Origin of the sequence: Sorangium sp. So ce1335, from assembly GCF_051521615.1 — a bacterium.
In the GTDB taxonomy this organism is placed as follows: Bacteria; Myxococcota_A; Polyangia; order Polyangiales; family Polyangiaceae; genus Sorangium.
Genome location: NZ_CP150363.1, coordinates 1,868,875 through 1,893,673 on the forward strand (window position 1 = coordinate 1,868,875; position 24,799 = coordinate 1,893,673).

General features: G+C 74.0%; 16 protein-coding genes. 10 read left to right on the forward strand and 6 right to left on the reverse strand.

Going from position 1 to position 24,799, the window contains the following annotated elements; translation table 11 throughout:
• Positions 1-91: 91 nt before the first annotated feature.
• Complete coding sequence (locus WMF24_RS06900; protein ID WP_437735561.1) at positions 92-1,156, forward strand: poly(ethylene terephthalate) hydrolase family protein; 1,065 nt, start codon at positions 92-94, stop codon at positions 1,154-1,156.
• Between the two features lie 77 nt (positions 1,157-1,233).
• Positions 1,234-2,580: an extracellular catalytic domain type 1 short-chain-length polyhydroxyalkanoate depolymerase gene (locus WMF24_RS06905; RefSeq protein WP_437735562.1), complete on the forward strand. Its 1,347-nt coding sequence runs from the start codon at positions 1,234-1,236 to the stop codon at positions 2,578-2,580.
• 40 nt (positions 2,581-2,620) lie between these two features.
• Here WMF24_RS06905 and WMF24_RS06910 read toward each other — a convergent pair whose 3' ends face one another.
• Positions 2,621-3,556 (reverse strand): serine/threonine-protein kinase, encoded by a 936-nt coding sequence (locus tag WMF24_RS06910; protein WP_437735563.1) that lies wholly within the window; start codon positions 3,554-3,556, stop codon positions 2,621-2,623.
• Between the two features lie 169 nt (positions 3,557-3,725).
• On the opposite strand from WMF24_RS06910, the gene WMF24_RS06915 reads away from it, so the two are divergent.
• Positions 3,726-4,718 (forward strand): lipoyl protein ligase domain-containing protein, encoded by a 993-nt coding sequence (locus WMF24_RS06915; protein WP_437735564.1) that lies wholly within the window; start codon positions 3,726-3,728, stop codon positions 4,716-4,718.
• 75 nt (positions 4,719-4,793) lie between these two features.
• Here the strand turns inward: WMF24_RS06915 and WMF24_RS06920 are convergent, their stop codons facing one another.
• The 3 genes from WMF24_RS06920 to tssC all read right to left on the reverse strand — a co-directional run bounded on the left by WMF24_RS06920 (position 4,794) and on the right by tssC (position 9,207).
• Positions 4,794-5,426, reverse strand: a complete 633-nt coding sequence (locus tag WMF24_RS06920; RefSeq protein WP_437735565.1) for a glutathione S-transferase family protein — start codon at positions 5,424-5,426, stop codon at positions 4,794-4,796.
• Between the two features lie 52 nt (positions 5,427-5,478).
• A complete protein-coding gene (locus tag WMF24_RS06925; protein ID WP_437735566.1) occupies positions 5,479-7,593 on the reverse strand; it encodes a M13 family metallopeptidase in 2,115 nt (704 codons plus the stop codon).
• 141 nt (positions 7,594-7,734) lie between these two features.
• A complete protein-coding gene (gene tssC / locus WMF24_RS06930) occupies positions 7,735-9,207 on the reverse strand; it encodes a type VI secretion system contractile sheath large subunit (RefSeq protein ID WP_437735567.1) in 1,473 nt (490 codons plus the stop codon).
• A gap of 595 nt (positions 9,208-9,802) precedes the next feature.
• Here tssC and WMF24_RS06935 point away from each other — a divergent pair.
• Genes WMF24_RS06935 through WMF24_RS06955 form a run of 5 tightly spaced genes read left to right on the forward strand, consistent with a single transcriptional unit; the run spans position 9,803 to position 13,738 of the window.
• A complete protein-coding gene (locus WMF24_RS06935; RefSeq protein WP_437735568.1) occupies positions 9,803-10,057 on the forward strand; it encodes a hypothetical protein in 255 nt (84 codons plus the stop codon).
• A gap of 51 nt (positions 10,058-10,108) precedes the next feature.
• Complete coding sequence (locus WMF24_RS06940) at positions 10,109-10,699, forward strand: hypothetical protein (protein WP_437735569.1); 591 nt, start codon at positions 10,109-10,111, stop codon at positions 10,697-10,699.
• 2 nt (positions 10,700-10,701) lie between these two features.
• On the forward strand, positions 10,702-12,921 hold the full coding sequence (locus tag WMF24_RS06945) for a heavy metal translocating P-type ATPase (RefSeq protein ID WP_437735570.1): 2,220 nt from the start codon (positions 10,702-10,704) through the stop codon (positions 12,919-12,921).
• A 56-nt stretch (positions 12,922-12,977) separates the two neighbouring features.
• Positions 12,978-13,196 carry a hypothetical protein gene (locus tag WMF24_RS06950; RefSeq protein WP_437735571.1) on the forward strand — a complete coding sequence of 73 codons (219 nt, stop codon included), beginning with the start codon at positions 12,978-12,980 and terminating at the stop codon, positions 13,194-13,196.
• The gene (locus tag WMF24_RS06955) at positions 13,181-13,738 is read left to right on the forward strand and encodes a cytochrome C (RefSeq protein ID WP_437735572.1); all 558 of its coding nucleotides are present in this window, start codon (positions 13,181-13,183) and stop codon (positions 13,736-13,738) included. The genes WMF24_RS06950 and WMF24_RS06955 overlap by 16 nt, the downstream gene beginning before the upstream one ends.
• Before the next feature lie 23 nt (positions 13,739-13,761).
• Here the strand turns inward: WMF24_RS06955 and WMF24_RS06960 are convergent, their stop codons facing one another.
• Positions 13,762-18,846, reverse strand: coding sequence for a sensor histidine kinase (locus tag WMF24_RS06960; protein WP_437735573.1), 5,085 nt, complete (start codon positions 18,844-18,846; stop codon positions 13,762-13,764).
• Positions 18,847-19,083: 237 nt separating this feature from the next.
• Entirely contained in the window at positions 19,084-21,618 is a 2,535-nt protein-coding gene (locus WMF24_RS06965) for a Kelch repeat-containing protein (RefSeq protein WP_437735574.1), read from the reverse strand.
• Positions 21,619-22,023: 405 nt separating this feature from the next.
• Here WMF24_RS06965 and WMF24_RS06970 point away from each other — a divergent pair, with 405 nt between their 5' ends.
• Positions 22,024-23,253 carry a serine/threonine-protein kinase gene (locus WMF24_RS06970; RefSeq protein WP_437735575.1) on the forward strand — a complete coding sequence of 410 codons (1,230 nt, stop codon included), beginning with the start codon at positions 22,024-22,026 and terminating at the stop codon, positions 23,251-23,253.
• Between the two features lie 75 nt (positions 23,254-23,328).
• Positions 23,329-24,453, forward strand: a complete 1,125-nt coding sequence (locus tag WMF24_RS06975) for a prephenate dehydrogenase/arogenate dehydrogenase family protein (RefSeq protein WP_437735576.1) — start codon at positions 23,329-23,331, stop codon at positions 24,451-24,453.
• Positions 24,454-24,799: the final 346 nt, after the last annotated feature.

Genomic DNA, 24,799 nt, shown 5'->3' on the forward strand with positions numbered 1-24,799 from the left:
GGGACGTCTAGCAACCACCTGTCTGCCAATCTCGCCGTCGTCGGCCCGAAGCGGGCGCTTCGCGCTGGCGTGACGTCACCAGAGGGGGCTCGTGTACCACGAAAAGAAAGCCTTCAGGCGCTTCCATCTCTTCTGCTCGCTCTCGATCGTCGCGCTGCTGGCGTGCGGCGAAGAGGACGGCGGCGCAGCGCAAGCTGCGGGCGCGGGCAGCTCGAGCGCGTCAACCACCAGCGGGTCGTCGACCAGCGTGACCGCCGGGTCAGGCGGCGCTGCCAGCGGCAGCGGCGGCGCCGACACGGGCGACGGTGGAATGGGCGGCGCCGGCGCGGGCGGAGCGGGTGACGGCGGCGCCGGCGCGGGCGGAGCAGGTGACGGCGGCGCCGGCGCGGGCGGCGCCGGTGGCTCGCCGCTCCCGCCGATCACGGATTACTCTGCCGAGGGGCCGTTCGCGACCACCGTGGAGCGGGGCTCGGGGCCCAGCGGAAACCACACGATCTTCAGGCCTGAACGCCTGGGTGAGGACGGCTTCTTGCATGCGCCGATCATCTTTGGCCCCGGGATCAATACGCAGGTGACCAGCTACACGGCTCTCCTGTCGAACTTCGCTTCCCACGGCTTCGTGGTGGTCGGTGCCAATCTCCTCACGGGCGGCCCCAACGCCCCGAACAATCGCGCGGCCATGCTCGAAGGGCTCGACTGGATCATCGAGCAGAACAGCCAGGCGGGCAGCCTCTACGAGGGCAAGATCGACGTGGAGCACGCCGTTTCCATGGGCTACTCGGTCGGCGGCACTGCCGCCGTGGAGATCGGCGGCCATGAGGCCGTGGCCACCGTCGTCTCCATCCACGGCCACGTCGCGACGGCGGCCCTGCACGGGCCCATGCTGCAGACCAGCGGAACGCAGGACACGATCGGGCTTCCAATGCAGCAAAAGACGTACGACATGTCCCAGACCCAGACGTTCCTGGCGACGGTGATGGGCGCCGACCATGGGTACATCACGCGCGACGTGGGAGGCGTCCAGCGGCCAGCGATCGTGGCTTGGCTCCGTTACTGGATCTACAACGACGCCGGTGGGAAACACTATTTCTACGGCGATGATTGCGTCATGTGCACATCGCCCTGGGTGAATCCCCAGCGCAAGAACTGGGAATGACCTCGCGCCGAGGAGGACGCCCGTCCGCGCCTCGCTCGTCTGCGTACCAGGTCGACGTCGATAGGGAACCTGATCCGATGAACCGATTCCAAAGACACATCCTCGGGCTCGCGTCGCTCTCGCTGGCGCTGCTCGCTTCGCTGCCTGCGCGCGGGGCATCGCTGCAAGCCGTCGCTCAGAGCGAATGGGGGGCGGACGGCCTCCCCGGCTACGTCAACATGCACATTTACGTGCCTGACAGGCTGGCGACCAGGCCTCCCATCGTCGTCGCCCCCCATCATTGCCAGGGGACTGGCCCGGGGACGTTCAGCGAGATGTCGAGCCTGGTCTCCATCGCGAACACCAGCGGCTTCATCATGATCTTCCCGGAGGCCACCGGGCAGAACTGCTGGGACGCGGGATCGACGAGATCGCTCAACCACGGCGGTGGTGGCGACACGGGAGCCATCGTCCAGATGGTGAAATACACGCTCGCGAAGTACAACGGCGACGCGGGCCGCGTGTACTCGGTCGGCGGGTCGTCGGGCGGCATCATGACCGAGGCGCTGCTGGGGGTGTACCCCGACGTGTTCATGGCCGGCGTGTCGCTCATGGGCGTTCCGTGTGGCTGCTGGGCCGAGGGCTACAACGACGTCACCGGGACGGGGAGCACGGCCCAGTGGAGCGGGCCCTGCGGGGGCGGCAACGTCACGAAGACCGGGCAGCAGTGGGGAGACCTCGTTCGTTCGTACTATCCCGGTTACACCGGCCATCGCCCGCGCCTGCAACATTGGCATGGCACCGCCGACACGATCCTCAGCTACAAGAACATGGCTGAAGACGTCAAGGAGTGGACCAACGTCCTCGGTCTGAGCGAAGCCCCGGACGGGACTGACACGCCGAAGCCCGGAACGACGCGTCAGTTCTGGAAGAGCGCTTGCGGCTACACGGTCTACGAGGCCTTTTCGATGGACGGCGTCGGGCACGCGGTGCCGTTCGACGGACCGGCCGTCGCCGCCTATTTCGGCCTCGACAGGGCCGGTGGTCAGGATCCAGAGACGGCAGCTTGTCCCGGCGCCGTTCCCGGTGGCGGCGACGCCGGTGGCGCGGGGGGCGCGGGGGGCGCGGGGGGCGACGCCGCTGGTGCGGGGGGCGGCGCGGGTGGCGACGCCGGTGGCGCGGCAGGGACCGGAGGCGCGGGCGGGCCCATGGCAAATGGCGCAGGCGGCAGCGCAGGAAGCGGCGGCGCGATCGACACCGGGTCCGGAGGGGCGATCGGACAGGACGCCAGCTCGGGAGCTGGCGACTCGACCGGAGGAGAGAGCTCGAGCTCCGGCTGCAGCTGCGCCCTGGCCAGCAGCGCGAGAGACTCCGGCGCCCACGCGGGGCTACTCCTCGCGGCGCTGGGATTGCTGCTCGGTCGCGCGAAGCGCCGCCGACGCTGAGCGCAGAGGAAGCTCCCGGCGGGATTTCGGGCGCGCCGAGCTAGGCTCGCCCCCGCGCCGCCGCCGTCGCGTACGGCGGCTCGCGGCCGGCGCGCACGGCGGCGAGGTCGGCGCGCATCGTCCTCGCGTCGGGGTAGCGCTCCTGCTTGAGGAAGGCGAGGGCGCGGTCCACGACGGCGCACAGGCCGGGCGGCGCCCCGGGGGCGTGCTGCGCGAGCGGGGGCGCCTTCTCCGTGGCGACGGCGATGAGCAGGCGCGCGTCCTCCAGCTTGCCGTGGATCGTGCGGCCCGCGAGCAGGCGGAACATCGTCGCGCCGAGGCCGAAGAGATCGGTGCGGCCGTCGATCTCGCGGATGAGGCCGAGGGCCTGCTCGGGCGCCATGTAGTCGTCGGTGCCGATCGACACGCCCGTGCTGGTCTTCGTCATCTCCGGCACGCCGGCGACGTCCTCGAGCAGCGGGTCGAGGACGCGCGCGAGGCCGAAGTCGAGCACGCGCACGCGCCCGTCGTTGCCGATGTGCAGGTTCTCGGGCTTCAGATCGCGGTGAACGATGCCGTGGTCGTGCGCCACGATCAGCACGTCGAGGACCCGCTCGGCGAGCGCGATCACCTGGCCGACAGGGAGCGTGCCGTGCCGGACCATGCGGTCGAACACCGTCTCTCCCTCGAGCACCTCCATGGCCATGTAGACGACGCCGTCGTCCGTGGCGCCCGACTCGAGCACCTGCGGCAGCCCCTCGCAGAGCGGCGCCACGGCGGCCAGCGCGTTGCCGATCGGCCCCTCGCGCAGGAACCGCTTTCGCACCTCGTCGATCTCGGCGAGCTCGCTGTGCAGGACCTTGATCGCCGCCACGCACCCGTCCGCGCGGCGGCCGTAGAAGACGCTCGCCATGCCGCCGACCCCGAGGACGCGCTCCACCGTCCATGGGCCGATCCGCGTGCCGACGCGCTGCTCTGCAAGCTCCTCTTCGGTCATGCGGCGATGGTATCACCGGCGCCGCCCGGCCGATCTCGTCTTGAGTCGGCGGCCCGGCCCGCTCCAGGGCGGAGGCCGCGGTCCCAGGCGCGCGGGCCGCGATCCCGGGCGCACGGGCCGCGGTGCTGCGCGCGGGGGGCGCGTCCCTCCGCGCGACGGAGGATACTCGATGCCCCCCATGCCCCTGCGCTCCCTCCCGCCCACCCATCGCCCCCTCGCGGACGCCCTCGCGCTCGGCCCCGCCTTGCTCGATCGCGCCCGCTCGGCGGCCGCGCCGTGCATCGCCGCGAGCCTCGTCGAGGGCCCCGCCGTGGTGCTCGGCGCCGCCCAGCGCGCCGGGCGCGTCGTCGACCTGGCGGCCTGCGCGGCGCGCGGCGCGCCGGTCCTGCGGCGATCCACGACGGGCACGGCCGCGTTCCTCGGCGGGCGCGGCGTCGTCTGGACGCTCGCGCTGCCGCACGTCGCCGCGCTCGCCGCGGACGCGACCGCGCGGACGCTCCTGAACCGCAACGTGCGCGGCTTCCTCAAGGGGCTCGCCCGCGCCGGCGCGCCCGCGCACTACGGCGGGCGCGAGTGGATCTCCGTGCAGCACCGCCCCGCCGCGCTGCTCGGCGTCGACGTCGCGAAGGACGGCGCGGTCCTCCTCGAGGTCCTCGCGGGCTTCGACGCGCCGCCCGCGATCCCGGCCGAGCTCGCGGCGCCGGACGAGCGCGCCGTCGACCGCTGGCTCGGCAAGGCGCCGGCGGCGCTCGCCGAGGTCGTCCCGGCGCGCGGCTCGCCCGAGGCGCTCGCGGGCGCCGTCGTCGAGGCCGTCGCCCTCCGCGCGGGGCTCCCGCTGAGCGACGGCGGCGGGCCGCCGGAGCTCGCGGTCGAGCGCTTCCAGCCCATCACCGCGCCCGACGACCCGGCGCCGGCGGGCGCGGGCCCCGTGGTGCTCGCGCGGGTGCCGATCGGCTGGATCGAGGCCGCGGCGGTCGGCGAGGCGCCGGCGCGCGCGTGGCTCGGCGGCGATGCCCTGACGGCGCGCTGGCTCCTCGACGCGCTCGGCGGGGGCGCGGCCCAAGGGGCGCTGGACATCGGGGCCGCGCCGCTCGACGGCGCCAGCCTCGCCGACCTGCACGCGCTCGTGCAGCGCGCGCTGCTGGCCAGGAGATCCGCGTAGCGCGGCGCCCGGACGGAGCGGGCGAATCGGACGGATCGGATCCCGAGCGCGCTGCGCCAGCCCTCGAGCCCGGCGCTACACGGCCACGTGGAGCGGCTGGACCACCGCGGAGAACGCCGGGAGCGCCTCGCAGCGGGCCGCGAGCGCGGCGAGCGCCGGCCGCCGCGCGGCGTCGGTGAGGGTCGGGTGCGCCTCGCCGACGAAGCGCAGCGCGCAGGCGACAGCGATGTCGGCGTGGCTGAAGGCGCCCAGCCACCAGTCGTCGCCGCGCCGGGCGGCGCGCTCGCGCTCCAGCAGGTCGAGCGTCTCACCGATCTGCTGGACGCAGCGGCTCACCCACACCGGGCTCTGGCGGTCGCCCGAGCGGAGCACGTGCTCGTAGAGCAGGCTCACCGCCTTGTCCGCGAGGCCCGTGGCGAGCGCGCACACCCGCAGCCCGGCGCGGCGCGCCTCGCCCGACGGCGGCAGGAGCGCGCGCTCGGGCCCCACCATGTCGTCGAGCGCGTCGAGGATCGCCGCGCTCTCCACGAGCGACTCCCCGGCGTCCGTGACGAGCACCGGCACGCGCCGGAGCGGGTTGTACTTCGCGATGGACTCCGCGTCTGCCCACACCGACCACGGGCGGTGCTCGTACGCGAGCCCGTGATGCTGGAGCGCCACAGCGACGCGGCGCACGAACGGCGAGTCGTACTGGCCAATCAGGATCATGACCCCGCCTGTAACCGAGGAGGCCGCGCGCGGCAACGCGCGGACACGAGGGCTACCAGACGGCGCACGTCCGGGTCGGCCGCATCGGCGTGCCGGGCGCGCACTTGAAGGCCTCGCCGAACTCCGGGAGGTTCGCGAGCGGCCCGTTCACGCGGAAGCGCGGCGGGGAGTGCGGGTTCACCTGCACCATCAGCCGCAGCGACTCGTCGCGCATCTTGCCGCACCAGGCCTGCCCGTGCGCCAGGAAGAACTGCTGATCTTCCGTGAACCCGCCCGCCACCGTCTGCTCCGCCGCGCCCTTGCGCATCTCCCGGTACGCCATGAACGCGAGCTTCACGCCCCCGAGATCCGCGATGTTCTCGCCGAGCGTCAGCTTGCCGTTCACCTTCAGGCCCGGCAGCGCCTCGTAGCCCGAATACTGCGCCTCGACACAGCCGGTCTTCTCCCGGAACGCCGCGCCGACCTCCTTCGACCACCAGTCCTCGAGGTTGCCCTTCGCGTCGAACTGCGACCCCTCGTCGTCGAACCCGTGCGTCAGCTCGTGCCCGACCACCATGCCGATGCCGCCGAGGTTCACCGCCACGGCCGATTTCACGCTGTAGAAGGGCGGCTGCAGGATGCCGGCCGGGAACACCATGTGATTGCGCTGCGGGTCGTAATAGGCGTTCACGGTGGGCGGGCTCATCTGCCACTCGTCGCGATCGACCGGCTTGTCGATCTTCCCGAGGTGCCAGCGGACGTCGAAGGCGCGCGAGGCGAGCTCGTTCTTCGCGTACGCCTTCGGATCGACCTCGAAGTCGTACGTCCTCCACTTGTCGGGATACCCGATGAGGTACGCCATCGCCTGGAGCTTCGCGAGCGCGCGCTGCTTCGTGCCCTCATCCATCCAGTCGAGCGACCGGACCTCGCGCGCGAACGCGTCGCTGATCTGGCGCGCCATCGCCTCGGCCGCCGGCTTGCTCTCGCCGGGGAAGCTCGTCTTGACGAACGGCTGCGCGAGCACCTCGCCGAGCGCGGCGTCGGTCGCGCTCACGCACCGCTTCCAGCGCGGCCGCTCCTCCTTCTGCCCGGTGAGCGCCGCGCGCAGCGTGAAGCTCTCGTCGACGAACGCCTTGGGCAGCGCGGGGGCCATCGAGCGCACGACGTGCCACGCCAGGTAGCTCTGCAACGCAGCCGGCTTCGCCGTCTTGAGCAGCTGCGAGAGCCCCTCGAAGAAGCGCACGGAGGTCACGTTGACCTCCTTCACGTCCGGGCGGCCGAGCCCCTGGAAGTATGCGTCCCACGGGAAATCCGGCGACGCCTTCGCGAGCGCCGCCCGGTCGAGCTTGTTGTAAAGGCCCTTCGGGTCGCGCCGCTCGACCCGCGTCTTCGAGATCTTCGCGAGCTCGGTCTCGATCTGCATCACGTCGGCCGCCGCCGCCTTCGCCGCGGCCTCCTGCGCCCCCGCGAGCCGCATCATCCGCGCGACGTGCTCCTCGTAGGTCTTGCGGAGCGCCTTCGATTTGTCGTCCTCGTTCAGGTAGTAGTCGCGATCCGGCAGGCCGAGCCCGCTCTGGTCGAGCTGCGCGATGACGCGCGTCGCGTCCTTCATGTCCTGCGCGGCGGCGATGTCGAAGAGCGCCCAGATGCCGCGGCCGTGGAGCTCGGTGACGAACGCCCCGACGCCCTTCGCGTCGCGCACCCGCCGCGCCTTCGCGAGCAGATCCGCGATCGGCTTCACGCCGGCGGCCTCGACGGCGGCCTCGTCCATGCACGCCCCGTAGTAGGCGCCGATCTTCTTGCTCACCGGATCCCGGTCGCCGGCCTGCGCGGCCTCCTCGAGGATGCGCCGCAGCTCCGCCTCGTTGCGCTTCTCGATCTCGTTGAAGCTCCGCATCCAGTACGGCTCGTCCCCCGGGATCTCCGCCTTCGCCAGCCATCCGCCGCAGGCGAACTGGTAGAAGTCCTCGCAGGGGTTCGCCCCGCGGTCGAGCGCGGCCTCGTCGAGCCCGACGTTCTCGAGCCTCGTCTCGACGACCGGCAGCCCCTGCGGCGGCGGCGGCGCGGGCGTCGCCTTCGCGCCGCCGGCGGGGAGCGGCGGCGGGCCCGCGGCGGGGCCGCAGGCCGGCAGCGCGGCGAAGGCCAGGGTGATCGCGAGGAGAGCTCCAGGCTGTCGTTGCGTGCGCATGGGGCGCGCTCTACCACGGCTGCGCGACGCGCGGTCGCGCTCCTCGCATCGCGCGGCCGCGGAAGCCCGCGTCGCGCGGGCACGGACCGCGGCGTCCACCGAGGCTCGCGCCCGCGCGTCCGTCCGGGAGGGCGGCCTACCTCACTCCCGGTCGAGCTTTCCCATCAGGCTCAGCGTGAAGTACGCCCCCATGTACTTGAGGTGCGGGCGCACCTCGAGGTGCACCCGGTACCAGCCCGCGCTCCCCTCGACCTCGGTCACCGTGGTCCGCGCCTTGCGGAGCGGCCTGCGCGAGCGCACGGCGGGCGACACGACATCCATGTCCGCGACATACTGGCTCAGCCAGCCGTTCAGCTCGCGCTCGAGGTCGGCGCGCTCCTTCCATGTACCGATCTGCTCGCGCTGCATCACCTTGAGGTAGTGCGCGAGCCGGCTGACGAGGAAGATGTACGGCAGCTGCGTGCCGAGCCGGTAATTGACCTCCGCGGCGCGCCCCTCGTCGCTCTGGCCGAAATACTTGGGCTTCTGCACGGAGTTCGCGGAGAAGAAGCAGGCGTTGTCGGTGTCCTTCCGGAACGTGAGCCCGATGAAGCCCTCCTCGCTGAGCTCGAACTCGCGGCGCTCGGTCAGCATGATCTCGGTCGGGATCTTCGTCTGGATCGCGCCAAGCGACTCGTACTCGTGGAGCGTGAGCCCCTCGACCGTGCCGCCCGACTGCGGCCCGATGATGTGCAGGCACCAGCGGTGGCGCGCGAAGCTCTCGGCGATCCGGGTCGCCATCGCGTATGTCGGGGCGCCCCAGCAATACGCCGCGTGGTTGCCGACGACGTCCTCCTCGTACGAGAACGCCTTGACCGGGACGGTGCTCGCGCCGTACGGCAAGCGCAGGAGGAAGCGCGGGAGGAGCAGGCCGACGTAGCGCGCGTCCTCGGACTCGCGGAACGCTGTGTATTTCATGTACTGCGGCCCCTCGAAGAGCGCCTTGACGTCGCCGAGGTGCGGCACCTTCCGGTAATCCGTGAGCCCGAAGAACTGCGGGCCGGCGACGGCCAGGAACGGCGCATGCGCCATCGTCGCCACCGCCGCGCACTTCTGGAGGAGCGCGATGTCCTGGGGCCCTGGGCCGAACTCGTAGTTCGAGATGATGGCCGCGAACGGCTTGCCGCCGAAGGAGCCGAACTCCGAGGAATAGGCGATCTTGTAAAGGCCGCTCCTCACCACCTCGGACGAGTCCTCGAAATCGGCGAGCAGATCGTCCTTCGAGCAGTTGAGGACCTCGACGCGGATGTTCTCGCGAAAGTCGATGTGATCGATCGCGAACTTGAGCCCGCGCCACGCGGCCTCCAGCTGCTGGAACACCGGGTGGTGCAGGATCTCGTCGATCTGGCGCGACAGCCGCTGGTCGATCTCGGCGATCCAGAGGTCGACCAGGGCGTTGTCGATCGCCGTGCCTTCCTCGGGCCGGCGGACCGCCTTGCCCAGCGCGGCCTCCACGCCCCGCTTCACGCCCTCGTACGCGTCGCTGGCCGGCGCGACCCCCGTCTCCGCCAGGAGCGCCGCGAGGAGAGAGCCGCCGCCCTCCTTCGCGGGCTCTTCGTGCTGCCCCGCTTGCATGTGCGCGAATTTACCACGGTCGCTCGCCGCCTGGAAGCGACGGGCAGGCCGGCGCCCGGGCGTCCCCGCACCCGGCCCGGGCGGCGGGGGCTCGCGCCGCCCGACGTGCTCGACGGCGCCCCCGACGAGGCAGCGCGCGGCTCCCCGGAGGCCCGGACAGAACACGCTGCCAGCACGGAAGTCAGCGGTCGAGTGTCGAGTGTCGAGTGGACATGAAATGTACATGGCGATCGGGCGACTGGGGTGTTACAAATCCTTTGTGGGTGCTCTCACGGAAGTGGCGGAAGCAGGGGTTTTTGCTCGGAGGCGCCCTCATCCACTCCCGGCTCCGGCGCGGCGACGCCCGTCCCGGTCGTGGCCGCGGAGCGCCGGCGCGGCGCGGCCCTAGCGCCCCGCACGGCCAGAACCCAGGAGATCCCGGCGGCGTCGAGGCGCGGAGATCAGGAGTTCTTCTCCTGTCTCTCTCCCTCTGCGCCCTCTGTGTCTCCGTGATTCAAATTCTGTGTCTCCGTGGTTCAAGGTCGCTGTCCTGCGCGCTTCCGTCGAGCGCGCGAGCCGGCGGCGCCGGTCGTGGAATTCGAGGAGAGGAGGGGGGATGGAACGCCTCGGGCTCGGCATCATCATCGGTGTTGGTCTCGCCAGCTTGACAAGGATCACCCGTCCGACCGTCAAGCGGGCCATGAAGCTCGGCCTCGTGGCGTTCGGGGCGCTCAAGGGCGCGCTCGGCGAGGGCAGGGAGCGGTTCGCCGACCTCGTCGCCGAGGTGAGGGAGGAGATGGCGCGGCAGCAGCAGGGCGGAGGCGCGGCGTCCGCGGGGGCGCGCGTCGAGGTGGAGCCGCCCGCGGGCTGAGGAGAGAGGCTGTCCTGGGTGACCCGGCCTCCGCCGGCCGGGAGGTGTGTCATGCCGAGCGATCGAGGGGTCTTCATCGTCCACTGCATTCCAGGGCGCGTGCGCCTCGGCGTCCCCGCCCTCCGCCGCGATCCGGCCCGGGCCGCGGAGATCGCGGAGCTCGCGCGCGGGTGCCCGAGCGTCGTCGACGCGCGGGCGAGCGCGTGGGCCGCGAGCGTCACGGTCGAGCACGAGCCCGACGTCCCGCTCGAGGACGTGCTCTCCGAGCTCGCGGAGATCCCGGAGCTCGCGGGCTGCGCCTGCGGCTCCCTCGACGATCTCGCGCCGCCGCCGCCGCGCTGCGCCGGGCCGGCCGAGCCGCCCAGCCCGGACCGGACGGCGCGCCTCGTGGTCAAGGCCGCGCACACGCTCAACGCGGCGTCGCAGACCGTCCCGCCGCCGCAGGTCGATCTGAAGCTCCTCGTCCCCGGGCTCCTCGTCGGCTCCGGGCTGCTCCAGGTGCTCCTGCGGCGTTCCCCGGCCGCGCCCCACTGGATCACGCTGGTCAAGTACGGCGTCGACGCGTTCATCGTGCTGAACCACGGCCGCATCCAGGGCTTGCTCGCGAGCGTGGGGGCGCCCACCGGCGGCGAGGCGGGGTGACGATGGCAGCGCTCGCGTCGAGCGGGGCCGCGCCGGTCCCCGTCGCCCACGGCGCAGACGGCGCGCGCGATATGCGCGACGTGCGCGACGTCGACCACGTCCACGTGGTCCACGCCATCCCCGGCAGGGTCCGCCTGCGGCTGCCGCGCCTCGGCCGGGACGCCGCCTTCGGCCCGCTGCTCGAGGCGGGGCTCTCCGCCGTGCCGGGGGTCCTGTCCGTGCGCGTCGCCGAGGCCGCCTCGTGCGCCGTCGTCGAGCACGACCCGCGGCAGGCGGACCTCGCCGCCGTCGTGCGCGCCGCCGCCCAGGTCGCCGCCGCGCCGGCCCCGCGCGGGGCGCTGCGCCTGGCGCGCCGCGCCCGCGAGGCGCGCCGCGCGGCGGCCGTCGCGCGGCGCCCGCTCTACCTCTCGAGCGCCGGGATGCTCCTGTCGCTCGGCGGCCTCGCCTCGCCGCTGCTCGCGTACCCGTTCATCGCCGCGACGAGCGCGCCCATCTTCAAGCGGGCGTGGGACTCGGTGGTGCGGCAGCGCAAGCTCAACGTCGACCTGCTCGACAGCCTCGCGATCGCCTCCGCCGTGGCGACGGGGGACGCGATCAACGCCGCCGGGATCATCTGGCTCGTCACGATCGGCGACCACATCCGCGACCTCACCCAGGCCCGCGCCCGGCGCGCGATCCGCGGCCTGCTCGGCTACCAGCAGGACCTCGCGTGGGTGGTCCGCGGCGACGCCAAGGTGCAGGTCCCGGTGGCAGAGCTCGCCGTGGGCGACGTCCTCGTCGCCTACACCGGCTCGGTGATCCCGGTCGACGGGACGGTCGTCGACGGCGAGGGGCTCGTCGACCAGCAGACGCTGACCGGCGAGTCGGTGCCCGTGCTCAAGGGCCCCGGCGACCGCTGCTTCGCGGCGACCGCCATCAAGGACGGCAAGCTCTACATCCGCGCCGAGCGCGTGGGCGGCGACACGACCGCCGCGAGCACGGCGCGGCTCATCGAGAACGCGCCCGCGCTGGAGACGCGCGCGCAGAACTACGCGGAGGTCGTCGCGAACCGGCTCGTCCCGCCGGCGCTCGCGTGCTCGGCCGTCGTGCTCGCGGCCACGCGGGACCTCGGCCGCGTGTCCGCCATCCTCACGATCGACTTCGGCACCGGCCCGCGCGTCTCGGCGCCGACGACGGTGCTCGCCTCGATGAACGCCGCGGCGCGCCGCGGGATCCTCATCAAGGGCGGCGCCTACCTCGAGAAGCTCGCGCGGGTGTCGACCGTGGTCTTCGACAAGACCGGCACGCTGACCTCCGGCGTCCCCGAGGTGACGGACTTCCTCGTCCACGACGCCCTCTCCGAGCGCGAGGCGGCGACGCTCGCGGCCGCGGTGTCCGCGCGGCAGACCCACCCCGTCTCGCAGGCCGTGCTGCGGCTCGCCGACGCGTGGCGGCTGTCGATCCCGGACCGGGAGGAGTCGCGCTACCTCGTCGGCCGCGGCGTGCAGGCGAGGGTCCTCGGCAACGTCGTGCAGCTCGGCAGCCCGCGCTTCATCGAGGGGCTCGGCGTCGCCTGCCGCACCGACGCCGGCGCGCGGCGGGCGCTCGAGGCGGCGGCGAAGTCGCTCCTCTTCCTCGCCGTCGACGGGCGGCACGTCGCCACGATCGCCTACCGCGACGCGATCCGCGCCGAGAGCCGCGCGACGATCCGGAGCCTGCGCGAGCGCGGGATCGACGACATCGTGATGCTGACCGGCGACAGCCGCGAGGTGGCCCGGCAGGTCGCGCACGAGCTCGGCATCACGCGGTTCTTCGCGGAGATGCTGCCCGAGGACAAGGCCGAGATCACGCGCAGGCTCACGCAGGAGGGCCGCACGGTCGCGGTCGTCGGCGACGGCATCAACGACTCCCCGGCGCTCTCGTACGCGGACATCGGCATCTGCGTCTCCGCGGGCGCGGAGATCGCCCGGGAGACGGCGGGCGTCGTCCTCGTGGAGGACGACCTGTCGAAGCTCGTCGAGGCGATCGACGTCTCGCGCGCCGCGATGGGCATCATCCACCAGAACTTCTCGATGATCCTCGCCGTCAACGCGGTCGCGTACGCGCTGTCGATCCCGGGGCTCTTGAACCCGGTCATGGCGACGCTCATGAACAACGGCTCCGCGGTCCTCGCCTGCGTGAACGGACTCCGGCCGCTCCTCGCGGCGCCCCGCCGGCGATCCCGCGCCCCCCGCGCGCCGTGAGCGTGCGCACCCTACATGACGCGCTCAATGTATGTGACGCGCTCAATGTACGTGACGTGCGCAACGTGCGCGACGTACGCGACGCGCGCGACGTACGCGACGCGCGCGACGTACGCGACGCGCGCAACGTGCGTGACGCGCGCGTCGTGCGTGACGTACGCTCTGCGTCCGACGCTGGCGGACGCATTCCGCCGCGCGCCGCGCCGCTGCTCGGCACGCTCGCTGCACTCCGGATGGAATGGGTGGCATGGGGGGCGCAATGCGAAATGAACTGACTTCCTCCGCGGCCGTGCGGACGCGCGCGGCGCGCTGGGCTGTGCGCGGGCTGCCGGGCGCGGCGCTGGCGGCGATGATCGGGTGTGCGGCCTTCGCGCAGTCGGAGAGCTCGCCGCACGTGAAGGCGTCCAGCCCGGAGGAGGCCGGCCGGTACCTGATCCTCGTGGGCGGGTGCAACGACTGCCACACACCCGGATGGGATCGCTCGAACGGCAGGCTCCCGGCCTCGGAGTGGCTGACGGGCAACGACGTCGGCTACCGCGGCCCGTGGGGGACGAGCTACGCGGCGAACCTCCGGATCACCGCCCAGAACCTCAGCGAGGAGGCGTGGGTGCAGATGTTCCGGGCGGCCGCCGGACGCCCGCCGATGCCCTGGCTGAACTACGTGACCATGCACGAGAGCGATCTCGTCGCGATGTACCGGTTCCTCCGGAGCCTCGGCCCGAAGGGCGCCCCCGCGCCGCAGGCCGTGCCGCCGGGCGAGGAGCCGCGGACGCCGTTCATCCTGATGGTCCCCCAGCAGCCGGCGCGCACGCCGTAGCGCTCCCCCGGGGGCGGATCGCCTCAGGGGCGCAGCCCGCCGAGCGCGGCCGGCTCGGCCCAGGTCGCCGCCGGCATGTCGCACGGCAGCTCCACCGTGATCCGCGCCCCCTCGCCCGGGCGGCTGTCCGCGCGCACCGCCCCGCCGAGCGCCTCCACGATGCTCTTCACCACGTGGAGCCCGAGCCCGAGCCCGCCGAAATGCCGGCTCGACACGGCCCGCTCGAACCGCTCGAACACCTGCGCGAGGCGCTCTGTCGGGATGCCGATGCCGTGGTCCTGCACCACGAGCTCCGCCGTGCCGTCCCGGCGCGCGACCGTGACCTCGATCGGCGCGCCCGCGCCGAACTTGAGGGCGTTGTCGAGCAGGTTCGAGATCACCTGCTCCAGCCTGCTCCTGTCCCACGAGCCCACGATCAGCGGCTCCGCGCGCACGCTCACGCTCGATCCCGACTGCGCGATGCGCGCGCCGAGCCGCTCCACGACGTCGTCCACCGCCTCCGCGAGGTCGACCGGCTCCACGTGGAGCTCCAGCCGGCCGGTGTGGAGCTGCGTCACGTCGAGGAGATCGTCCATCAGCCGGACGAGCCGCTGCACCTGCCGGTCCATCCTGTGCAGGGCGCGCGCGAGGTGTTCCTCGGGCGGGTGGTCGGCCCGGCGTAGCAGCGACTGGAGGCCGAGGCGCAGCGAGGTCACGGGCGTCTTGAGCTCGTGCGACGCCACGCTGAGGAAGTCGTCGCGCACGCGGATCGCTCGCTGCGCCTCGCGGTAGAGCCGCGCGTTCTCGAGGGCGATCGCGATCTGGCCGGACAGGAGCTCCAGCACGTGGACGCGGTCGCGCGAGAACGCGCGCGTGGCGAGCGCGTTCTCGAGGTAGACGACCCCGAGCCGGGCGTCCTTCCGGTGGAGCGGCAGCGCGAGGACCGACCTCGATCCGGCCTCGGCGAAGTAAGGATCGCCGGCGAGGCCCGGATCGCCGGCCGCGTCGTCGCTCACGACGATCTCCCGCGTCCGGTGCGCGCGCTCGACGACCCTGGCCGGGACGTCGCGCGACCGGGCGAGCGGCGTGCGCTCGATGGAGACCGGGGCCGCGGCGCGGCCCACGGCCTGCACGAAGAGCTCTCCCTCCTCCTCGAACACGAGCGCGCCGCGCTGCGCGCCGGCGGCCTCCAGGCAGACGCCGAGCAGCTTCTCGAGCAGCCGGTCGAGGACGATCTCGCCCGAGAGCGTCTCGGCGGCCTTGAGCAGGCTGAGCGCGTCGAGGGCCGCCGCCGGCAGGCGCTCCTCGGTCAGATCGGGCTCCTCGCCGCCCGCGCCGAGGTGGAACTCGTCGGCGAGCGCGCGCGCCTTCTCCGTGGCCCCCCAGCGGTCGAACGCCTGCCGCGCGGCGCGCAGGTACATGGCCGCGATCCGCGCCCGGCCGAGCCCGTGATAGAAGCGCCCTGCCAGCTCGTTGCCGAGCGCCACCGCGTGCAACATCCCCGCGCGCGTCGCCGCCTCGATGGTCTCATCGTACCGCGCCGCGGCGGCCTCGAACCGGCGCTCGACGCGGGCGATCTCCGCGTCGACGAGGAGGCGCCTCGGCCGGAAGGTCTCCGCGCAGCCGAGCTCCCACCGCTGGAGGGCGCCCCGCAGCTCGGCCGCGCGCGCAAGCAGCGAGGCCCTCTCCTGCGCGTCGGCCCCGTCGCACCGCCAGAGCAGCGTGAGCGCGGCGAAGAACGCGTGCTGGCACTCGGGGATGTAGCCGCTGATGAAGTGCATGTGCGGGATCGCCGCGTCCGCGTGCGCGATGGCCTGCGCCCGGTCCCGGAAGGCGTACGAGGTATAGAGCCGCAGGATGTGGTACACGCACATCGCGGGCGGCTCCCGCTGCGCTGCCTCGAGGAAGCCCCGCTCGTCGAACTCGTCGTCCTCGACCACGTTGCGGCCCCTCGTCAGCCCCTTGAGGCACCGGGCCGTCTGCCGGTAGGCGAGCTGGTAGAGCAGCGTGGACCTGTTGCCGGTCTGCCGGCTGAACGCGAGCGCGTCGTCCAGATCGACGAGCACCCGATCGAGCTCCGCCCCCGCGGCGAACGCGTGCTCGACGATGCCCGTGTGCGCGTAGGAGGCGAAGCGGAGCTCGCCGGACGACACGCCGAGGGCGACGACCTCGCGGCTCCGCGCCGCGCACGACGCGAGCGGCGCGATCCACGGGCGGACGAAGTCGCTGTACATGTACAGCGCTATCGTCTCCTGGGCGCGGTCCTCGAAGCGCCGCGCGAGCTCCACGGCGAGCCGTCCGAAGCCCTCGGCGCTCTGGAGCGCGCCCTCGGCCGCCAGGAACATCGCGAGCGCTGCGTAGGGGAGGATCGCCTCGCTCGAGTTGCCGTGCTCCAGCGCGAAGCGGACGCCGAGCAGGGTGAGGAGCTGGAGCTGCTTCCGGTCCGCGAACCAGGCGGGCGCCAGCATCTCCGCGAGGACCTTCATGTACGCCCGCCCCTCGGGGCTGGTCAGGCGCGGCAGGCCGACGAGCGTCTCCGGCGACCGACCCCCGAGGCGCGCGGCGATCGCCCGCCGCTGCGCCGCGATCTCCTCGTCGAGCGCCGCCGCGGGCAGCTCGACGGCGAAGTCGGCCCGCAGCGCCTCGCGCCCCCACGCGAGCGCGAGCGCGTGCTCGCCGGTGACCGTCGCGCTCATGAGGCGGACCGCCTCGAGCTCGGCCCGCTCGACGGTGGACGCCGTGCGGCGGAGCCCCTCGTCGACGAGCGCGCGGGCCATCGCGTGCTGGCCGGTCAGCGCGGCGCACTCGGCCGCGCCGCAGTGGAGGGAGAACCAGAGCTCGTGGTGCGAGCGCGAGGGGCCCTCCGGCAGCAGCCGCAGGCCGCTGCGGAAGTACTCGAGCGCCGGGCCGAACGCCGCGGCGCGGCGCGCCCTCACGCCGGCGCGGTGGTTCAGCCGAGCGAGGTGGTCGCGCTGTCCCTCGCCGAGCAGCGCGGCGCCGAGGTTGAGCTGGTCCACGGCGTCGAACAGCGCGCCGTCCGCGCCGTCGCAGGAGGCCTCGAGGAAGCGGCCGATCGCGAGGTGCAGCCTCCTCCGCCGCTCCTCCGGCGCGAGCTCGTAGGCGGTCTGCTGGACGCGGTCGTGGGCGAACCGGACCGCCAGCTCCGCCTCGCGCCCGCGCGCGCTGTCGTCGGGCACGAGGAGCCCCTCGCGGAGCGGCTGCCCGAGCGCCGCCGTCGCCTCGTCGATCGATTTGCCCGCCACGACCGCGGCCGTCCTGAGCGCCGCGCGCTTGCCGATGCACGCGGCGACCTGCAGGAGCTCCTGCGCCGGCCCGGGCAGCCTGCGGACGGACTCCGTCATGAGCTGGACCACGTTGTCGGTGACCCCGACCCGCTCGATCCGGCCGAGATCCCAGGTCCACGTCGCGCGGCCTGCGTCGAAGGCGAGGAGCCCTTGCTCCTGGAGCGATCGGAGGAGCCGGCGGAGGAAGAAGGGGTTACCGGCGGTCTTGGCGAGGAGGAGCTCGGCGAGCGGCCGCGCCGGCGCGGGCTCGCAGCGGAGCGCGTCGGCGAGCAGCGCCACGATCGCCTCGACGTCGAGCGGCGCGAGCGCGAGGCGGGTGATCGGGGCGACCTGCGCGTCCCGGAGCTCCTCGAGCGTCGCGTGGAGCGGGTGCAGGAGGCCGACCTCCTTCGGCCGGTACGCCGCCAGCAGGAGCACATGCTTGCTGCTCGGGTCCGCGGCGAGGGCGCGGAGGACGCGGAGCGACGCCGCGTCGGTCCACTGGAGGTCGTCGAGGAAGATCGCGAGCGGCGGCCGCTCTGCGGCCACGGCGCGCACGAACGCCTGGATGGCGAGGAGCAAGCGTCCCTCGGCGCGCATCGGATCCACGGCGGGCAGCTCGGGCAGGGCCCCGAAGAGCCCGGCGAGCGCCGGGCAGAGCTCGCCGAGCGCGCGGCCCGGCTCGCCCACGGCGTCCCTGAGCGCCGCGCGGCGCTCCTCCGGGTCGGCCCGGAGCGGGGCCGCGAGGCCCGAGAGCGCCTCGGCCACCGACGCGTAGGGGACGTTCGCGGCGCGCAGATCGAACTTGCCCGCGATGAACCGACCGCCCCGCTCGGCGACGACGTCCCGCAGCGCCTCGACGAGGGCGGTCTTCCCGATGCCTGCCTCCCCGGTCACCAGCGCGAGCTCCGTCGCGCCGCGCGACACGCGCTCGAGCGCGCCGCGCAGCGCGGCGAGCTCGCGCTCCCGCCCGAACAGGCGCCCGGGCAGCGGGAGCCCCCGGGCGAGGTCGAGGCGACCGAGCTCGAACCGCGCGATCGCGCCCGCGGTCGACCACCGCCGCAGCGCCTCGCGGAGGTCGTCGGCGAGGCTCTCGGCGCTCTGGTACCGCAGCTCCGGCATCTTCGCGAGCAGCCGCTGGACGATCTCCGAGAGCGCCGGCGGGACGTGCGGGCTCACCACGTGCGCGGGCGCGGGGCTCCGCGCCATGTGGGCGTGCACGAGCGCGAGCGGGTCGCGGTCCCGGAACGGCGGCGCGCCGGTGAGCATGGCGTGGAAGGTCGCGCCCAGCGCGTACAGGTCGGAGCGCCAGTCGACGAACCGGTTCATGCGCCCGAGCTGCTCGGGGGACATGAAGGGCAGCGCCCTGAGCTTCTCGAGCTCCACGGCCCCGGGCACGCTCGTGAGCTCGGCCGCGTCGACGAGGTGGACGAGGGTGACCTGCCCGTCGGCGCCGAGGACGACGCGACCGGGCGCGATCGCGCGGTGGACCACGCCGCGCCCGTGGACGCGCGCGCAGGTGTCGGCGAGCGCGATCGCGACCTGGAAGAACGCCTCCAGCGCGAGCGGGCCGCGGGCGAGCCGCCGGTCGAGGTCCTCGGGGCCGGCGTCCTCGAGGACGAGCACGGGCGCGTCCTCCGTGCCCTCCAGCGCGAGCGGCCGCTCGACCCCCGGCACGTCGAGCCGGCGCAGGAAGGCGTGCTCCCGGAGCAGGAGCGCCGCCGTGCCCTGGGGCGGATGGCGCCCTCGCACGGTCTTCTGCACGACCGTCCTGCCGTCGATCGTCTGCCTGCGCAGCAGGAAGCGACCGCAACGGTGGATCTCCGTCGCTTCCGCCCGGCTCATACGCGTTTCCCCCTCGCGTGATTCGCGGGAATGTAAAGCACGAGTCGCGGGCGTGCGAGCTGGGAAGTCCGCGCTTTTGCGGCAGGCCAGGAACTCGCCTGTGCGCTCCTCGGGGACGTCTCCTTGAGACGTCGTCAGCCCCCATCCTTCCCATCGCTCCAGCGCATCGAGGCATGGCGATGCGCGCTGGTCGGCCGACCCCGCACCGTGCGGGAGCGCGAGCCTGCCAGACGGTTGCTACGGGGAGCGGGCGGCGCGGCTCGTTCGCCTGCGGCGCGAGGCAAGGAGCAGCGCCAGACCGGCGACGGCGGGCGTCCATCCGTCGCCCCTCGAGCCCGCCGCGCTGCAGCCGCCCGCCGGGGGGACCTCGTCGCCGGCGGCGGGGGTCGGGCCGGCATCCGCGCCGCCGGCGTCTTGCTCGGGGCCGGCATCCGCGCCGCCGGCGTCCAGCTCAGGGCCGGCATCCGCGCCGCCGGCCGCGGCGTCGCTGCCGGCGTCGATGGGGCCAGCCCCGGCGTCTGTCCCGCCGCCCCCGCACGCGCCGGCGCTCGACGGGACGCCAGCGCAGACGCCCGCGTGACAGGAATCGCCGCCCGTGCACGGGTCACCATCATCGCACGCCGTCCCATCGGGCTCCGGCGGTGCGACGCACGCGCCCGTCACGCGATCGCACGCGGCGGCATGGCAGCCGTCAGGGGCGGCGCACAGCACGGGATCGGCGCCGGCGCAGGCGCCTGCCCGACATGTGTCGACCCGCGTGCAGGCGTCGCCGTCGTTGCAGCGTGTGCCGTCGGGCGCGGGCGCGGCGACGCACGCGCCCGTCCCTGGATCGCACGCGGCGACATGGCAGCTGTCGGGCGCGGTGCACAGGACGGGATCGGCGCCGGCGCAGGCGCCCGCCCGACAGGTGTCGACCCGCGTGCAGGCGTCGCCGTCGTCGCACGGCGCGCCGTCGGGGGCGGGCGCGACGGCGCAGGCGCCGCTCTCCGGATCGCACGTCGCGACGTGGCAGTCATCGGGCGCGGCGCACGCGACCGCGCTCCCGCCCGTGCAGGCGCCTGCCTGACAGGTGTCGACCTGCGTACAGGCGTCGCCATCGTCGCACGGCGCGCCGTCGGGGGCGGGCGCGGCGGCGCAGGCGCCGCTCTCCGGATCGCACGCGGCGACGTGGCAGCTATCGGGCGCGGCGCACGCGACGGGGCTCCCGCCCGTGCAGGCGCCTGCCTGACAGGTGTCGACCTGCGTGCACGCGTTCCCATCGTCGCACGCGATCCCCTCGAGCGGGGTGCAGAGGCCGTCCTGCGCGCCCCCTGCCGCCGCCGAGCAGGCGTCGCACACGCCGCCATCACAGGCCGACGCGCAGCACACGCCGTCCACGCAGAATCCGCTCGCGCACTGGCCAGCGCGCGAGCAGCCGGCGCCGTTCTCCTTCGGGGTGTCGTAAACGAACGCGGTGTGCGTGCTCGCCACATCTCGGGCGCCCCAGGAGAAGGTGTATCCGCCGGCCACGAGGACGGCTCCGTCCTGGAGCGGCGTCGCCGTGTGGTACCCGCGCGCGGAGAGCCAGGGCGCCGGCGACCACGTGGTGCCGGCGGGATCGTACGTCTGCACCCGGCCGTGGATTGTGTGCGCGTGCTCGAGCGCCGCCGACGAGCAGGCGGTCCCTCCCCAGGCAGGCTCGTAGATGACCCCCTCGATGCCCCCGCTGATCATGACCTGTCCGTCGGGGAGCCGCGCGGCCGCCTCGCCGAACACGCCGTTGCTGTAGACGTAGTTGCGCTCCTCGATCGAGCCGCTCGTGGGCGTGTCGCCGAGCTTGCCGGGGGCCGATGTCCAGACGTCCGCGACAGGATCGTAGACCTCCGCGAGGCCGGCCCGCCCGGTCGCGAGCACCCGCCCGTCCTCGAGCAGCGTCGCGGTGAGGTGGCGGGTGACGCTCTCGCGCGGGGCGGTCGCCGACCAGCTCGTCGTCGCGGGGTCGAAGATCTCGGCGCGGCCCGCGTGCTCCCCGGCTGCGCCGCCGGTGACCAGCACGCGGCCGTCGAGCAGGCGGACCGATGGATGGCCGTCGCGGGCCGCTGCCATCGGGGGCCCCTCGCTCCACGTACCGGTGGTCGGGTCGTACAGCTCGACGCTCGCCGTGGGCGAGCCTCCAGCGTCGGCTCCTCCGGTGAGGAGGACCCTCCCGTCGGCGAGGAGCGTGGCCGCGTGGCGCCTTCGCCCGAGGAGCGGCGGCGCGGCCGGACGCCAGGCGTCGAGCCCCGGGTCGTAGATCTCGGCGCTGTCCGCCGCGTCGAGCCCGCCGACGACCAGCACGCTGCCATCCGAGAGGCGCGTGGCCGTGTGCTCCAGGCGCGCGCGGGACATCGACGCGGCGGGCGAGAACGCGGTGGTCGCGGGATCGTAGATCTCCGCGGTGTCCAGGCGGGTTTGCGAGAACGAGGCCGGGCAAAGCCACAGCCCGCCGACGGTCCCGAAGAGCCCCCCTGCGATGAGGATCCTGCCGTCGTCCAGCAAGGTCGCCGTGTGCTCGCCGCGCGGCGTCACCATCCAGCCGACGGCGATCCACGCGGGCTCCGCCGGCGCGGCGTCTTCAGCCGCCGCGCCGCCGCGGGCTGCGGCGAGATCGCGTCGCCCCGCGCGCGTCAGCGCGCCGCCGGCCGGGAGGTCCCGCGCGGCCGGCTGCGCGGACAGGGCGCGCAGCTCGGTCCTGGCGGCGTCGTGATCGTCGAGCGGCGTGTCCGCGCACCCGAGCGCATGGATGGCGGCCATGGCGGCGATGGCCGCGCTCCGGTAAACGCGCGCTCCCGCCGGCCGTGGCCTGCCGTGGTGGCCCGCCCTCCCTGCGGCGGGCGGGCGCGCGGCAGGTCGCTCGCCGGGGGCTGGTGCTCGGAACGGAAGGGAGCGCTGTCCGTCGTCCGGGGGCGAGCTGTCCTGTGGTGCGATAGGTCGTGTCGGTCTGTCGGCTGGCCTCATCTCGAGGGCTCAGGTGCGCCCGGCTGAACGACATTCACGCGCTCTCGTGCTCTCCGCGCAGTCGCTCGCGCGGGCCGTCCTCAGGCCCATTGTGGACACGCGACGACCGCCAATTCAGGGGACGAAGGTGCTAGGATGAACCCACGCATGTCCGGGGTGGGCGGCTGCGCCTGAGCCGGTGCGCGCGCTCGGGGAGCCTTGATGAACGCACCTGTGGTCGCAGGGGACGTGATCGCGGAGCAGTACCGGGTCGACCGGATCCTCGGCTGGGGCGAGGCCGGGACGGTGGTCGCCGCCAGCCACCTCGCCCGTGAGCAGCGGGTCGCGCTGAGGCTCCTGCCCGGCGACTGCACCCCTGCGCGCGCCGAGGGGTTCCTCCGGGAGGCGCGCGCGGCGATGCAGCTCAAGGGCGAGCACGTCGCGCGGGTGCTCGACGTCGGCCAGCTCGGCGCGGGCGTCCCCTACGCCGTCACCGAGTACCTCGAGGGGCGAGACCTCTCCGAGCTGCTCCGCGAGAGGAGCCCGCTCGAGCTCCCCGAGGCCCTCGACCTCCTGCTGCAGGCGTGCGTGGCGCTCGCCGAGGCGCACGCCGCGGGGATCGTGCACGGCGCGCTCGAGCCGGCGAGCCTGTTCCTCACGACGGCGCCCGGGGGCGCGACCCTGGTCAAGGTGCTCGACCTCGGCACCGCGCAGGAGCCGCCCGGCGCGCGCGAGGGCGACGGCGGCGCCCCGGCGCAGCCCGACGGGGGGCTCGGCGCGCCCCTTTCCATGGCGCTTTACATGGCGCCTGAGCGGGTGCGGTCGTCCGATCCGGCGGACGCCCGCGCCGACATCTGGTCGCTCGGCGCGATCCTCTACCGGCTGCTCACGGGGCAGCCGCCGTTCGAGGCCAGCGCGCTCGCCGATCTCGCGCTGCGCGTCGCGCGCGCGGAGCCGGCGCTCCCGAGCGCGCTCCGGCCCGACATCCCCCCCGCCGTCGAGCGCGTCCTCCTCGGCTGCCTCGCGAAGGACCCGTCGCGGCGGCCCGCGAACGTGGCCGAGCTGGCGCTCGCGCTCGCCCCGCATGCGTCGTCGACCGGCCAGGAGCGGGCGCAGCGCGCCGCGCGGGTGCTCGGCGCGACGCTCCCCCCGCGCCCCCGCGCCTCGCTCCCGACCATCGGGCTCGGCCTCGGCGTCGACGCGCGGCTGCGCGCCGCGCCGCCGCGCCCGCCGCTGGACGTCGCCGGGCAGAGCGCGCCGGCGTCCTCGCGGGCCCCGGAGCCGGGCGCGCCGGACCGGGGGCGCAGCGCGGCGCGCCTCGCGCTGATCGCGGCCATCGCGTCGCTGATCGCGCTCCTCGGCATCGTCGCGGTGCGCTCCGGGGCGCCCGGCGATCCGCCCGCCGAGCGCCCGGAGGGGGCCGCGTCGCCGACCAGCGCCGGGCGTCGCTGAAGCGCCGCGCGGGCCGCCTGGCCGCGTCGAGAAAACGTCGCGTCGGCGCGGAGCGGCTGGCGTAGTATCCGCCGCATGGCGCACACTCTCCCGCATTCCGGGGGCGGTTCCGCTCCGCCCGCGCGCATCGGCAAGGTCGCATTCCTCGGCTATGGCCGCTTCGGCGCGGCGCTCGGCGCGCTGCTGCGCGACGCAGGGATCGCCGTGCGCGCGCTCGATCCGCGCGCCGACATCGCCGACGTCCAGGGCGCCGTGCGGGCCGCCTCGCTCCCGGAGCTCCTGGACGGCGCGGACCTCGTCCTCGTCGCCGTCCCCGTGCCGGCCATGCGCGAGGCGCTCGTGTCGCTGCGGCCGCACCTCGCGCCGGGGCAGATCGTGGCCGACGTCGGCAGCGTGAAGACCGTGCCGGCGAGCGCCATGGCCGAGGTGCTCGGCGCCGAGCGGCCGTGGGTCGCGACGCACCCGCTGTTTGGCCCGGCGAGCCTCGCGCGCGGCGAGCGCCCGCTGCGCGCGGTCGTGTGCCCGAACCCGGCGCACCCGGACGCCGTGCGCCGCGTCGTCGCGCTGTTCGAGCGGATCGGCTGCCAGGTGCTGGAGCAGGCCCCGGACGAGCACGACCGGGTGATGGCCTTCACGCACGCGCTCGCGTTCTTCATCGCGAAGGGCATGCTGGACGCGGGCGTGCCGGCCGGCGCGCCGTACGCGCCGCCCTCGTTCCAGGGCATCGCGCACACGATCGAGACGGTGCGCGTCGACGCCGGCCACCTGTTCGCGGCGCTGCACCGCGAGAACCCGTTCGCGGGCGAGGCGCGCCGCCGCCTCATCAACGCGCTCGTCGCCGTCGACCGCACCCTCGACGTCCCGACCGCGGACGCCGCGCCCGAGGACGTCGCCAAGCTCGCGATCCCCGACCTCGGATCGCTCTCCCCCGAGCTCCGCGAGACGCGGGAGCTGATCGACGAGCTCGATCAGGAGCTCGTCGGCCTGCTCGCGCGGCGCTCCGAGCTCGTCCAGCGCGCCGCGCGCGCCAAGGCCACCATCGGCGCGGCGGTCCGGGATCCCGTGCGCGAGGCGCGGCTCATGGAGTCGCGCCGCCGCCGCGCCGCCGAGCTCGGCCTCGACCCCGACGGCGTCGCCGAGGTCTTCGAGGTGATCCTCCGGCACTCGCGCTCCCTCCAGGAGCGGCGCTCCTCCACCTGACCGCCCCGCGCGGGCGACAAACTCCTCACTGCAGAAACACGACGGACACAGGGGCAGTCCGCAGCGCTCCGCGCTCTCGGCCTCTCGCGCTGTCCAGTCCAGACCTCGCTCGCCGATTCGCGAGCTCCCTCACGGCACCTCCGACAAGCGGCGTTCGCCCGATCTGACGCCGAAATCCTCTTTCCACGTGGACGCGCTTCGGTGTAGGGTTCCTCTGCGGGGATCATGAAGGAGCATCAGGAGCCCCCCCATTGGCACTGCAGGTCAGCCCTGGGTCGCCGGTAAGACCGCGACTCGATTACGATACGGGCTCGTCGGTGCATTCAGGGAGGGCTGGAATGGGACA

Excerpts from the sequence above, each read along its gene's own strand:
- WMF24_RS06955 (WP_437735572.1), top strand. The coding sequence starts at position 13,181 with ATGCGAAATGAACTGACTTCCTCCGCGGCCGTGCGGACGCGCGCGGCG.
- WMF24_RS06970 (WP_437735575.1), top strand. The coding sequence starts at position 22,024 with ATGAACGCACCTGTGGTCGCAGGGGACGTGATCGCGGAGCAGTACCGG.
- WMF24_RS06975 (WP_437735576.1), top strand. The coding sequence starts at position 23,329 with ATGGCGCACACTCTCCCGCATTCCGGGGGCGGTTCCGCTCCGCCCGCG.
- WMF24_RS06915 (WP_437735564.1), top strand. The coding sequence starts at position 3,726 with ATGCCCCCCATGCCCCTGCGCTCCCTCCCGCCCACCCATCGCCCCCTC.
- WMF24_RS06965 (WP_437735574.1), bottom strand. The coding sequence starts at position 21,618 with ATGGCCGCCATCCATGCGCTCGGGTGCGCGGACACGCCGCTCGACGAT.
- tssC (WP_437735567.1), bottom strand. The coding sequence starts at position 9,207 with ATGCAAGCGGGGCAGCACGAAGAGCCCGCGAAGGAGGGCGGCGGCTCT.
- WMF24_RS06920 (WP_437735565.1), bottom strand. The coding sequence starts at position 5,426 with ATGATCCTGATTGGCCAGTACGACTCGCCGTTCGTGCGCCGCGTCGCT.
- WMF24_RS06925 (WP_437735566.1), bottom strand. The coding sequence starts at position 7,593 with ATGCGCACGCAACGACAGCCTGGAGCTCTCCTCGCGATCACCCTGGCC.
- WMF24_RS06935 (WP_437735568.1), top strand. The coding sequence starts at position 9,803 with ATGGAACGCCTCGGGCTCGGCATCATCATCGGTGTTGGTCTCGCCAGC.
- WMF24_RS06905 (WP_437735562.1), top strand. The coding sequence starts at position 1,234 with ATGAACCGATTCCAAAGACACATCCTCGGGCTCGCGTCGCTCTCGCTG.
- WMF24_RS06910 (WP_437735563.1), bottom strand. The coding sequence starts at position 3,556 with ATGACCGAAGAGGAGCTTGCAGAGCAGCGCGTCGGCACGCGGATCGGC.
- WMF24_RS06940 (WP_437735569.1), top strand. The coding sequence starts at position 10,109 with ATGCCGAGCGATCGAGGGGTCTTCATCGTCCACTGCATTCCAGGGCGC.
- WMF24_RS06960 (WP_437735573.1), bottom strand. The coding sequence starts at position 18,846 with ATGAGCCGGGCGGAAGCGACGGAGATCCACCGTTGCGGTCGCTTCCTG.
- WMF24_RS06945 (WP_437735570.1), top strand. The coding sequence starts at position 10,702 with ATGGCAGCGCTCGCGTCGAGCGGGGCCGCGCCGGTCCCCGTCGCCCAC.